At 73.8% G+C, this 13,676-nt stretch carries 2 protein-coding genes; both read left to right on the top strand.

What is annotated here, in order from left to right; translation table 11 throughout:
* Positions 1–435: 435 nt before the first annotated feature.
* Positions 436–8,835 carry a type I polyketide synthase gene (locus HHX40_RS36615; protein ID WP_259403583.1) on the top strand — a complete coding sequence of 2,800 codons (8,400 nt, stop codon included), beginning with the start codon at positions 436–438 and terminating at the stop codon, positions 8,833–8,835.
* A gap of 28 nt (positions 8,836–8,863) precedes the next feature.
* Positions 8,864–13,676, top strand: a 4,813-nt coding sequence (locus HHX40_RS13495) for a type I polyketide synthase (protein WP_182880866.1), incomplete at its 3' end; no start/stop codon positions are given.

Below are 13,676 nucleotides of genomic sequence, written 5' to 3'. Positions count from 1 at the left end.
TCGGTCGTCCGGCCCGGCCTTTCCTTCTCCGGAACGGTAGCCGCGAGCCATTCTCACGGTCTAATCAGAATATTTGATGAAATATCAAAAGAAATCCTTATGGATAGCCCGGAAGAAGCGTGTTCGCCATCACAGTTGACTATTTCACGAAATTCGTGCAAATGTCGATTGTGCCGGTCCCGGCCGGAGGGCGTCGCTCCGGCGAGAAAGTCCGTGGGCCGCTCACATCCCTTTTCCGGCGTGTTCCGCCACGTGGGCGCGACCGGGCGGGCGGATTTCTCCTTTCCTGGCGAAAGCGGCGTGAGCGGGCGGGCCGAGCGGCCGGGCGGCGCGGCGGGACGGTGACGGCCGGCCTTTTCGGGGCCGGCACGCCGGCCGGCCCGGGAGAACGCGGCGGGAAACGACGCAAGGCTCGACGAGGGGCGGATGCTCAGCATGGACGAAGCGGTCACCTATGGTGCGGGCGCGGTCGCGGTGGTCGGCCTCGCCTGCCGGCTGCCGGGCGCGGCGCACCCGCGCGCCCTGTGGGACCTGCTGCGCACCGGGCGCGACGCGGTCGGCGCGCCCCCGCGGAGCCGGCTGACGAGCGAGCCCCGGCTCGCCGGCCTGCGGGGCGGGTTCCTGGACCAGGTCGACGGGTTCGACGCGGGCTTCTTCGGCGTCTCGCCCAAGGAGGCGGCGGCGATGGACCCCCAGCAGCGGCTGGTGCTCGAGCTGGCCTGGGAGGCGCTGGAGGACGCGGGCATCCCGCCCGCCGGTCTCGCCGGCACGCCCGCGGGGGTGGTCATCGGGGCGATGGCCGCCGACTACGCCGCGCTCGTCTACGGGCGCGGAGACGCGGCGATCACCCGGCACACGCTCGCCGGGCTCACCCGCGGCATCCTGGCCAACCGGATCTCGTACGCCCTGGACCTGCGGGGGCCGAGCCTCACCGTGGACACCGCGCAGTCGTCCGCGCTGGTCGCGGTGCACCTGGCCTGCGAGAGCCTGCGCTCGGGCGAGTCGGAGGTCGCCCTGGCGGGCGGGGTGAACCTGAACCTCGTCCCGGAGAGCACCGCGACCGCCGAACGGTTCGGGGGCCTGTCCCCCGACGGCCGGTGCTTCACCTTCGACGCCCGGGCCAACGGCTACGCGCGCGGGGAAGGCGGCGGGATCGTCGTGCTGAAGCCGCTGCGGCGCGCTCTGGCCGACGGAGACCACGTCTACGCCGTCATCCTGGGCAGCGCGGTCAACAACGACGGCGCGACCCCCGGCCTCACCGTTCCCGACGCCGCCGCGCAGCAGCGGGTCGTACGGCTCGCGGTGGAGAGGGCCGACGTCGACCCCGGGGCCGTACAGGTCGTCGAGCTGCACGGCACGGGCACGAAGGTCGGCGACCCGATCGAGGCTGCCGCGCTCGGCGCGGCGCTCGGGGCGGCACGGCCCGCGACGCAGCCGCTCCTGGTGGGTTCGGTCAAGACGAACATCGGCCATCTCGAAGGCGCGGCCGGCATCGCCGGGCTCCTCAAGGCAGTGCTCGGCATCCACCACCGCGAGGTCCCGCCGAGCCTGAACTACGAGACGCCGAACCCCGCCATCGACCTGGACGCGCTCAACCTGCGGGTGGTCACCGAGCCGTCCCCCTGGCCTCGGCCCGGCCTGCCGCTCGTCGCGGGGGTCAGCTCGTTCGGCGTGGGCGGGGTGAACTGCCACGTCGTCCTCGCCGAGCCTCCGCCGGAGCACACGTCCCCCGCCACCGGCCGTAGGGGGATCAGGGGCGGCGGCGAAGCCGCGCACCGAAGCGAAGCCCCGGACGGGAACGAAGCTCCGGCCCAGAGCCGGGGCGAGAGCCAGGCCGAGAGCCGGACGGGGAGCCAGGCCCAGAGGCAGGCCCAGAGCCGGACGGAGAGCCGGGGCGAGAGCCGGAGTGCGGTGGAGAGCCGGGACGAGACCGGCGGGCCGGTGGCCGTGCCGCTCGTCCTCTCCGCCCGCGACCCGGACGCGCTTCGCGAACAGGCGGCCCGGCTGTCCGGCTCGCCCACGCTCGACGGCGACCTGTCCGACGTCGCGCTCTCGCTCGCCACCGGCCGCACCTCCTTCGAGCACCGGGCGGTGGTGGTCGGCGCCGACCGCCACGAGCTGCGGGAACGCCTACGGGCGTTCGGCGCGGGCGACGTGGCGCCGGGAGCCGTACACGGCAGGGCACGCGCGCTCGGCGGCACCGTGCTCGTCTTCCCGGGGCAGGGCGGGCAGTGGGCGGGCGTGGGCCGGGCCCTGGCCGGCGCCTCCCCCGTCTTCGCCGGGCATCTCGCCGAGGCCGCCGAGGCCCTCGGGCCGTACGTCGACTGGTCGCCCCGCGACGTTCTGTGGAACCTGCCGGGTGCGGCTCCGATCGAGCGGGTGGATGTCGCGCAGCCCGCGCTGTTCGCCGTCACGGTGGCGCTGGCCCGGCTCTGGGAACACTTCGGCGTCCGGCCGGACGCCGTCATCGGCCACTCCCAGGGAGAGATCGCCGCAGCGCACGTCGCGGGCGCCCTGTCGCTGGACGACGCCGCCGCGATCGCGGTCCTGTGCGGTCAGGCGCTCGCCGGGATCTCGGACCGGGACGGGATCGAGACCGTGCGAGACCGCCTGGTGAGCTCCCCGGCCGGACGGCCCGCCCGGCGCGGCGAGGTGGCGTTCTACTCCGGGGTTACCGGCGGACGGTTCGACCCGGCGGAGCTGGACGCCGGGTACTGGTACCGCAATCTTCGGGACACCGTGCGGTTCCAGGAGGCCGTCGAGGCCGCGCTGGGCGACGGCCACACCGTGTTCGTGGAGGCCGGGCCGCACCCGGTCCTGACGCCGGACATCCGGAAGGTCCTGGACGCCGCTGGCCGCGACGGCCTGGTCACCGGCACGTTGCGCCGCGACAGAGGGGATCTGGACGAGTTCCTCCGGGCGCTCGGCGTGCTCCACGTCAACGGCGGCGACGTCGACTGGAGCCGCGCCCTGCGGCCCGGTGCGCGGCGGGTGCCCCTGCCCACCTACCCCTTCCGGCGACGCCGGTACTGGCTCGACGTGGTCCCCGCCGAGGCGGAGAGCGCCGCACCGGCCGATGTGGCCCCGTACACGGGCGAACCCGCTCCATCCGTCGCCCCGACGGCGCCCGGACAGGCACCCGGACAGGAGGCCGACCAGGCAACCGGGCGGGCGGCCGGGCGGGCGGCCGCAGGGTCGGCGGCGCGGCACGAAGGGGCGGCGCAGACCGAGCAGGAGTCACACGCCAAGCCGGGGGCCCAGCACGAGCCGGAAACACAGCACGAGCCGGAGGCGCAGAGCCGGCAGGAGGCACGCGTCAAGCCGGAAGCCCAGCACAAGCCGGAAGCCGAACACGAACCGGAGGCGCAGAGCGGCCAGGAGGCGCCCGTCAAGCCGGAAGCCCAGCACGAGCCGGAGGTCCGGCACGAGCGGGAGCCGGTGGAGGACGGCCGGTCGCCGCTCGATGTCGTCTTGTCCGCCACGGCGGCCGTCCTGGGTCACGCCGACGCGGCGGGCGTCGAAGCCGAGCTCACGTTCAAGGAGCTGGGGCTCGACTCGCTGGGGGCGGTGGAACTGCGGGACGCTCTGGCCGCCGCCACCGGCCTGCCGCTTCCGGCGACCGTCACGTTCGACCACCCGTCACCGCTCTCGCTCTCCCGCCACCTGCGCGCTCTGTCCGAGGCCCGCACCCCGGGGAGCGGCACGAGCGGCGGCACCACGGGTGGCATGGCAACAGACGGCGCCACGGGTGGCGTGGCGACGGGCGGCACGTCGGCTCATGCAGTGGCGCCGTCTTTCTCACCGCCGTCGGCGGGTGATCGGGCGGACGACGAGCCGATCGCGCTGGTCGCGATGGCCGGGCGGTGGCCCGGAGGTGCCGACACCCCGGAAAAGCTCTGGGACCTGGTGCTCGACGGCACCGACGCCGTCACCACCTTCCCCGTCAACCGTGGCTGGGATGCGGAGGCGCTGCACGACCCGGTGGAGTCACATCGGGGCACGTCGGTCACCGGTGAGGGCGGCTTCCTCCACGACGCCGACCGGTTCGACGCGGAGTTCTTCGGCATCAGCCCCCGCGAGGCGGCGGCCATGGATCCGCAACAGCGGCTTCTGCTGGAAGTGGCGTGGGAGACCTTCGAGCGGGCCGGTCTGGTGCCGCGGTCGCTGGCCGGCAGCCGGACGGGCGTGTTCGTCGGCATGACGCCCCAGGACTACGGCCCCCGGCTGCACGAAACGGCCGAGGGCTCCGAGGGGTACGCCCTGACCGGCACCGCGGCCAGTGTCGCCTCCGGGCGGATCGCCTACACCTTCGGCTTCGAGGGCCCGGCGGTGACCGTCGACACGGCCTGCTCATCGTCGCTTGTCGCGCTGCACCTCGCCGTACGGTCGCTGCGATCGGGCGAGTCGGATCTCGCGCTCGCGGGCGGAGTGACGGTGATGTCGTCGCCGGGGATGTTCACCGAGTTCTCGCGGCAGGGCGGGCTCGCGCCGGACGGGCGGTGCAAGGCGTTCTCCGCGGCCGCGGACGGCACCGGCTGGGCCGAGGGCGTCGGACTGCTGCTGGTGGAGCGTCTGTCGGACGCGCGGAGGAACGGGCACCCCGTGCTGGCCGTCGTCCGCGGCACCGCCGTCAACCAGGACGGCGCCTCCAACGGCCTGACCGCGCCCAACGGCCTGGCGCAGCAACAGGTGATCCGCCGGGCCCTTGAGGACGCCGGACTGAGGGGCGGGGAGGTGGACGCGGTCGAGGCCCACGGCACGGGCACGACGCTCGGCGATCCCATCGAGGCCCAGGCGTTGCTGGCCACCTACGGCCAGGACCGCGAGCGCCCGCTGCTGCTCGGCTCTCTCAAGTCGAACATCGGGCACACCCAGGCGGCGGCGGGCGTGGCCGGTGTCATGAAGATGGTGCTCGCGATGCGGCACGGGGTGCTGCCCAGGACGCTGCACGCCGAGGAGGCCTCCCCGTACGTCGACTGGTCGGCGGGGCTCGCCCTGCTGACCGAGCCCGTGCCCTGGCCGGAGACCGGGCGGCCGAAGCGGGCCGGAGTGTCGTCCTTCGGGATCAGCGGCACCAACGCCCACGTCATCATCGAACAGGCACCAGAGCCGACCGGCACCGTCGCTTCTATCGACGAGCTCCCACTCCCGTCTCCGGTGCGGACGCGGCCGGCAGCCGCAGGCGGCGGGGAGCATGCGGCTCCGGTCAACAGCGCCCTGGCCCTGCCGCGAGGATCGGATGCCCGCCAGGACGCCCCGCGACCGCTGCTCTCGGACGACCCTCAGGCCGGCGGGCGTGCGCTGCCGGTGGAGGTTTCCCAGGGGCGTGGGGTGCCGGTGGTGGGGTGGGTGGTCTCGGCGCGGTCACCCGAAGCACTACGCGCCCAGGCCGCCCGCCTGGCCGACCACCTCGACCGCCACCCCGGCCTCGACGCGGTCGACGTCGCCCACTCCCTGGCCACCACCCGCGCCCACTTCGACCACCGCGCCGTCATCACCGGCACCACCCGCAACGAACTCCTCGACCGCACCCGCGCCCTCGCCGACGGCCGCATCACCCCCGGGATCGTGACCGGGGTCGCCCGGCCGGGCAAGGTCGCGTTCGTGTTCACCGGCCAAGGCAGCCAACGCCCCGGCATGGGACGCGGCCTCTACGCCGCCTACCCCGCCTTCGCCACCGCATTCGACCAGGTCATCGACCTGCTGGACGAGCACCTGGCCGGACACGCCCCGGTGCCGCTGCGGGAGGTCCTGCTCGGTGAGGCCGACCAGAGGCTGCTGGACCAGACCCTCTACACCCAGCCCGCCCTGTTCGCCCTGCAGACCGCCCTCACCCACCTCCTGTCCACCTGGGGCATCACCCCCCACGCCGTCGCCGGGCACTCCATCGGCGCCATCGCCGCCGCCTGCACCGCCGGCATCCTCACCCTCACCGACGCCGCCGCCCTCGTCGCCGCCCGCGCCCGCCTCATGCACACCCTGCCCCCCGGCGGCGCCATGACCGCCATCAACGCCACAGAAGCACAGGTCACCCCGGAGCTTGCCTCTTACGAGCGCAGGGTCACCATCGCCGCCGCCAACACCCCCACCTCCACCGTCATCAGCGGCGACCACGACGCCGTCACCGAAATCACCGAACGCTTCCGGCAGCAGGGACACAAGGTCCGGCCCCTGACCGTCAGCCACGCCTTCCACTCCCCCCACATGGACCCCATCCTCGACGACTTCCACAAAGCCATCGACGACCTGCCCCACACACCCCCCACCCTCACCTTCGTCTCCGACCTCACCGGCACCCCCACCCCACCCGACGGACCCGACTACTGGACACACCACCTACGCAGCCCCGTCCGCTTCGCCGACGCCACCCGCACCCTGCACGACCACGGCGCCACCACCTACCTCGAAATCGGCCCCGACGGCATCCTCACCGGCCTCATCCGCGACACCCTCGACGGCACACCCGGCCTGGTCGCCGTCCCCGTGCTACGCCGCGACCGGCCCGAACCCCACACCGCCGTCACCGCCGCCGCCCACACCCACACCCACGGCGCCCCCGTCGACTGGACCGCCGTCCACGGCCCCGCCACCACCGTCGACCTGCCCACCTACGCCTTCCAGCGGCGCAGGCACTGGGTCAGCCCGCCGAAGCCCGGCCAGGCCGGGCCGTACGACGACGGGAAGGCACGTTTCTGGGACATCGTCAGCCGCGGCGACCTCGACGCGCTCGTCGGAACGCTGGGCCCCGAGGCCGGGAACGTACGGCGATCCCTCGGCGAAGCCTTGCCGGTCCTCGCGTCCTGGCATGCGGCGGGGGACACCCGGGCCACGCTCGACTCGTGGCGCTATCGCGTCGCCTGGCGGCCCGTGGAGGACGCCGTCCCTCGGTCCGGTGGCCGCTGGCTGCTGGTTCGCACCGCACGGCAGACGCCCGCGGCATGGGCGGAGGCCCTGCGGCGCGCGCTGGAGGAGCGCGGCGCCGGGGTGACGGAGGCCGTCCTCGACGGGACGACCGGTCCCGCCTCGCTGACGGCGTCGCTGCGCCCCCTGCGCACCAGCACGCCGTACACCGGTGTCGTGTCCCTGCTCGGCCTGGACGACACCCCGTACGAGGGGCAGGACGTCGCGCTGCTGCAGGCGCTCGACGCCGCGGAGATCGGCGGCCCGCTCTGGCTCACGACGAGCGGTGCGGTCGCGGCGGCGCCGTCCGACCGGGTGCCGGAACCGTCCAGGGCGAGGGCGTGGGGCCTCGGCGGCGTGATCGCCGCCGAACGGCCGGAGCGGTGGGGCGGCGTCGTGGACCTTCCGCCGACGCCCGACACGCGGCGCGCCGCGCACGCCGTGACCGCGCTGACCGGACGGCACGGCGAGTCCGAACTCGCGGTGCGCTCCTCGGGCCTCCTCGCGCGCAGGCTGGTCCACGCGCCGAGCCGGAACGCGACGCTCGCGGAGTGGGCGCCGGCGGGGACCGTGCTCGTCACGGGCGGCACGGGCGCGCTCGGCGCCCACGTGGCCCGGCGGCTGGCCCGGCGCGGCGTTCCGCACCTGCTGCTGGTCAGCCGCCGGGGGCTCGGCGCCCCCGGCGCGGAGGACCTGCGTGCCGAGCTCACCGGGCTCGGGGCCCGGGTGACGTTCGCCGCCTGCGACGTCGCCGACCGGGACGCCCTGGCCGCCGTGCTCACCGCCGTACCGCCGGAAGACCCGCTGACCGCCGTGGTCCACACGGCCGCCGTGCTGGACGACGGCCTGCTCGGGTCGCTCACCCCGGAACGGCAGGCGGCCGTACGGCGGGTGAAGGCGGACGGCGCGCTGGCCCTGCACGAGCTGACCCGGGAGCTTCCACTGACGGCGTTCGTGCTGTTCTCGTCGGTCACCGGGCTGATCGGGAATCCGGGCCAGGGCAACTACGCCCCGGACAACGCCTATCTGGACGGCCTCGCCGAGCACCGCCGGTCGCTCGGCCTGCCGGCCACCTCGATCGCCTGGGGTCACTGGGACGGCGAGGGCATCGCCGGCGCGGAGGCCCGGGAGGGCCTGCGGCGGGGCGGTTTCCCGCCCATGGCACCCGATCTCGCGGTGTCGGCGCTGGAGGAGGCGGTGGTCCACGGCGAGACGCGGCTCGTCGTCGCCCGCGCGGACTGGGCCACGGTCGGCGCCGTACGGCCGCATCCGCTGCTCGCCGAGCTATCGGAGGCCCAGGCGGCTGAGCGGCCCCGCGCGGACGAGGAGCCGGACCTCCTCGAACGGCTGGCGGCGCTCCCGGAGTCCGAACGGTGGCAGAGGCTGCGCTCGCTGGTCCGCGCGGAGATCGCCGACGTGCTCGGGTACGCCTCGGCGGACGCGGTGGACGACGATCGCGGCTTCCGCGACCAGGGCTTCACCTCGCTGTCGGCCGTCGAGCTGCGCAACCGCCTCACCCGGCTGACCGGGACGTCGCTGCCGAGCACGCTCGTGTTCGACTATCCCACGCCCACCGGTCTCGTGGATCACCTGCTGCGGGTGCTGCTGCCCGATCCCGAGCCGCCGCTCACCGCTGTGCTGGCGCTGCTCGACGAGCTGGAGACGCTGCTCGGCGAGCTGAGGGAGCCGCCCGGCGCGGCCGGTGAGCTGAACGCGCCGGGCGCACCGGCCGGTGGTCTGCCGATCGCGCAGCCGGGCGGGGAGGCGGTGGCGATCCGCCTGCGGCGCCTGGTGGATGCCGTCGAGTCCGTGGGCTCCGTGGACTCCGTGGACTCCGCAGTGCCCGGCGAGCACGCGGCGGCGACCGCCGACCTGTCCTCCGCCTCCGACGACGAGCTCATCAGCTTCATCAGCAACGAGCTCGGCATCTCCTGACCTCTCCCTTCTGCCCCACCTCGTGCCCATGGAAGGCGTACCTGTGAGCGACGACCAGATCCGGCATCTCCTCCGCCGTGTGACGGAGGAACTGCACAAGACACGTGAAGAACTACGGGACGTCCGGGACGAGCAGCGGGAGCCGATCGCGATCGTGGGGATGGGGTGCCGCCTGCCCGGCGGGGTGGCCTCCCCCGAGGACCTGTGGGACCTGGTCGCCGAGGGCCGCGACGCCGTCACCGAGTTCCCCGCCGACCGCGGCTGGGACCTCGACGCCCTCTACGACCCCGACCCCGACCAGCCCGGCACCTCCTACACCCGCCACGGCGGCTTCCTCGACGACGTCGCCGGATTCGACGCCGCCTTCTTCGGCATCTCCCGCCGCGAAGCACTCGCCAGCGACCCCCAGCAACGCCTCCTCCTCGAAGTCGCCTGGGAAACCCTCGAACGCGCCGGCATCGACCCCACCACCCTCAAGGGCAGCCGTACGGGGGTCTTCACCGGGACCAACGGCCAGGACTACGCCAAGTCGCCGGGCCCCGCGCCGGAGGAGGTCGAGGGCTACCTGATCACGGGCACCGCGGCCAGCGTGCTGTCGGGGCGGATCGCCTACACCTTCGGCTTCGAGGGCCCGGCGGTGACCGTCGACACGGCCTGCTCGTCGTCGCTGGTCGCGCTCCACCTCGCCGTACGGTCGCTGCGATCGGGCGAGTCGGACCTGGCCCTCGCCGGTGGAGTCACGCTCATGACGTCGCCGGGCACGTTCGTGGAGTTCTCGCGGCAGCGGGGGCTCGCGCCGGACGGGCGGTGCAAGGCGTTCTCCTCCTCCGCCGACGGCACCGGCTGGGCCGAAGGAGTCGGCCTCCTCCTGGTCGAACGCCTGTCCGACGCGCGGAGGAACGGACACCCCGTGCTGGCCGTCGTCCGCGGCACCGCCATCAACCAAGACGGCGCCTCCAACGGCCTGACCGCACCCAACGGCCCCTCCCAGCAACGCGTCATCACCCACGCCCTCCACAACGCCGGACTCACCCCTTCGGACGTCGACGCCGTCGAAGCCCACGGCACCGGCACCACCCTCGGCGACCCCATCGAAGCCCAAGCCCTGCTCGCCACCTACGGCCACAACCGCCCCGCCGACCGCCCCCTATGGCTCGGCTCCCTCAAATCCAACATCGGCCACGCCCAAGCCGCCGCCGGCGTCGCCGGAATCATCAAAACCGTCCACGCCATCCGCAACGGCCTGCTCCCCCGGACCCTCCACGTCGACCAGCCCACCCCCCATGTCGACTGGACCACCGGCAGCATCAAACTCCTCACCGAATCCCAGCCCTGGCCCGACCACGGCCACCCCCGCCGCGCCGCCGTCTCCGCCTTCGGCGTCAGCGGCACCAACGCCCACGTCATCATCGAACAGGCACCAGAGCCGACCGGCACCGTCGCTTCGAACGACGAGCTCCCACTCCCGTCTCCGGTGCGGACGCGGCCGGTGACCGCACATGGCGGGGAGCATGCGGCGCCGGCGAACAGCGCCCTGGCCCTGCCGCGAGGAGCGGATGCCCGCCGGGACGCCCCGCGACCGCTGCTCTCGGACGACCTTGAGGCCGGCGGGCGTGCGTTGCCGGTGGAGGTTTCCCAGGGGCGTGGGGTGCCGGTGGTGGGGTGGGTGATCTCGGCGCGGTCACCCGAAGCACTACGCGCCCAGGCCGCCCGCCTGGCCGACCACCTCGACCGCCACCCCGGCCTCGACGCGGTCGACGTCGCCCACTCCCTGGCCACCACCCGTGCCCACTTCGACCACCGCGCCGTCATCACCGGCACAACCCGCAACGAACTCCTGGACCGGACCCGCGCCCTCGCCGACGGCCGCATCACCCCCGGCATCGTGACCGGGGTCGCCCGGCCGGGCAAGGTCGCGTTCGTGTTCACCGGCCAAGGCAGCCAACGCCCCGGCATGGGACGCGGCCTCTACGCCGCCTACCCCACCTTCGCCACCGCCCTCGACCAGGCCATCGAGGCATTGGACGAGCACCTGGCCGGACACACCCCCGTGCCGCTACGCGAGGTCCTGCTCGGGGACGCCGACCAGAGGCTGCTGGACCAGACCCTCTACACCCAGCCCGCCCTGTTCGCCCTGCAGACCGCCCTCACCCACCTGCTCGCCACCTGGGGCATCACCCCCCACACGGTGGCCGGGCACTCCATCGGCGCCATCGCCGCCGCCTGCACCGCCGGCATCCTCACCCTCACCGACGCCGCCGCCCTCGTCGCCGCCCGCGCCCGCCTCATGCACACCCTGCCCCCCGGCGGCGCCATGACCGCCATCAACGCCACAGAAGCACAGGTCACCCCGGAGCTTGCCTCTTACGAGCGCAGGGTCACCATCGCCGCGGTCAACACCCCCACCTCCACCGTCATCAGCGGCGACCACGACGCCGTCACCGAAATCACCGAACGCTTCCGGCAGCAGGGACACAAGGTCCGGGCCCTGACCGTCAGCCACGCCTTCCACTCCCCCCACATGGACCCCATCCTCGACGAGTTCGAACAGGCCGTGGCCGCGCTGTCCCTCACCCCGCCGACCGGGCAGGTCATCCCCTTCGTCTCCGACCTCACCGGCGCCATCGCCACCCCCGCCGACCTCGCCGACCCCGCCTACTGGACGCGCCACCTGCGCAGCCCCGTCCGCTTCGCCGACGTCGTACGGCGGCTACATCAGGGCCGGGAGCCGGGCGAGGAAGTGCGGACGTTCCTGGAGATCGGTCCCGACGGCGTCCTCACCGGCCTGATCCGCGAGACCCTCGACGGCTCACCCGGCCTGGTCGCGGTTCCCGTGCTACGCCGCGACCGGCCCGAACCCCACACCGCCGTCACCGCCGCCGCCCACACCCACACCCACGGCGCCCCCGTCGACTGGACCGCCGTCCACGGCCCCGCCACCACCGTCGACCTGCCCACCTACGCCTTCCAGCACGAACACCTCTGGCTCACCCCACCTGCCCAGCGAACCGACCCCGCAGGCCTCGGCCTCACCACCACCGCCCACCCCCTGCTCGGCGCCGCCCTCACCCTCGCCCACGACGACACCACCGTCTACACCGGCACCCTCTCCCTCACCACCCACCCCTGGCTCACCGACCACACGGTCTTCGACATCCCCATCCTCCCCGGCACCGCCTACCTCGACCTCGCCCTCCACGCCGCCGACCACACCGGCCACACCACCATCGACGAACTCCTCCTCCACGCCCCACTCGTCCTGCCGGAGGACGGCGGCGTGCAGGTGCAGATCATCGTCACCGGCTCCGACCGGCCCACCGTGGAGATCTACTCCCGGCCGGACGGCGACACCGGCGACTGGACCCGCCACGCGACCGCCGTACTCACCAGGGACGACGCCACACCCGGCTTCGACCTCACCGCCTGGCCGCCCGAGGGCGGCGTAGAGGTGGACCTCGGCACCGCGTACGACCGGTTGCACGAGACGGGCCTCGGGTACGGCCCGGCGTTCCGGGGGCTGCGCACGGCATGGCGGCGCGGCGACGAACTGTTCGCCGAGGTCGCCCTTCCCGAGGACGAACAAGCCGACGTGACGAACTACGGCATTCACCCGGCGCTCCTCGACGCGGCGTTGCACGGGGCCGCGCTGCACTGGCTTGACGGCACGCCGAGCGGCCACAGCAACCTGCCGTTCGCCTGGAGCGGGGTGCGTCTGCACGCCACCGGCGCCACCGACCTGCGGGTACGCGTCAAGCTCGGCGACGCCGGGTCGCTGTCACTCCAGGCCGCCGACCCCACCGGCGCACCCGTCGCCTCCATCGACAGCCTCACCACCCGGCTCGTCTCCGCCGAGCAACTCAGCGTCTCCGGACCGGCGCCCGACGACAGCCTGTTCCGCGTGGAGTGGTCACCGCTCGAACTCCAGCCGGTGGCGCGTGAGGCCTGGGCCGTGCTCGGCGACCGCGCCCTCCACGAAGCCCTCCGCCAGACCGTCACCGCCTCCTACTACGACGACCTGACCGCCCTCACCGACGCCGTCGACGCCGCCGAACCCGTCCCCGACGTGATCGTGCTCCCGATCGCCCACCCTCACCACGACAGCAGGCGGGACGAGGACAGCTCGGTGGCGGCGCACGCGGTGACCGAACGCACCCTGACCACCCTGCAGACCTTCCTGGCCGACGACCGCCTGACCACCACCCGGCTGCTCGTCCTCACCCACCACGCCGTCGCCACCACCAGCGATCAGCCCATCGACCTCACCACCGCCCCCGTCTGGGGCCTGATCCGCTCCGCCCAGACCGAACACCCCGGCCGCATCCACCTCATCGACCACGACCACAACACCCTTAGCCAGCTCCCCCAGGCCGCCGCGACCGCCCGCCACCACGACGAACCCCACACCGCCCTCCGCGACGGCACTCTCCTCACCCCCCGCCTCACCCCACACAGCTCCAAGAATGCTCAGCCGCGCGCGTGGAACCCCGACGGCACCGTCCTGATCACCGGCGGCCTCACCGGCATCGGCGCCCTCCTCGCCCACCACCTCGCCACCCACCACCACATCCGCCACCTCCACCTCACCGGCCGACGCGGCCACCACACCCCCGGCGCCGACACCCTCATCCACCAACTCACCCAAGCCGGAGCCCACGTCACCGTCACCGCCACCGACATCACCAACCCCCACGCCGTCGAAGACCTCATCACCTCCATCCCCCCCGACCACCCCCTCACCGCCGTCATCCACGCCGCCGGCATCACCCACGACACCCCCCTGCACACCCTCACCCCCAACCACCACCTCCACCCCGTCCTCGCCCCCAAAATCGACGGCGCCA

The sequence above is a fragment of the Microbispora sp. H10949 genome (assembly GCF_014161435.1).
GTDB lineage: Bacteria > Actinomycetota > Actinomycetes > Streptosporangiales > Streptosporangiaceae > Microbispora > Microbispora triticiradicis.
The sequence above is the reverse complement of the archived record's forward strand: the minus strand, read 5'-3'. Positions and strand labels throughout refer to the sequence as shown.

Excerpts from the sequence above, each read along its gene's own strand:
- HHX40_RS36615 (WP_259403583.1), top strand. The coding sequence starts at position 436 with ATGGACGAAGCGGTCACCTATGGTGCGGGCGCGGTCGCGGTGGTCGGC.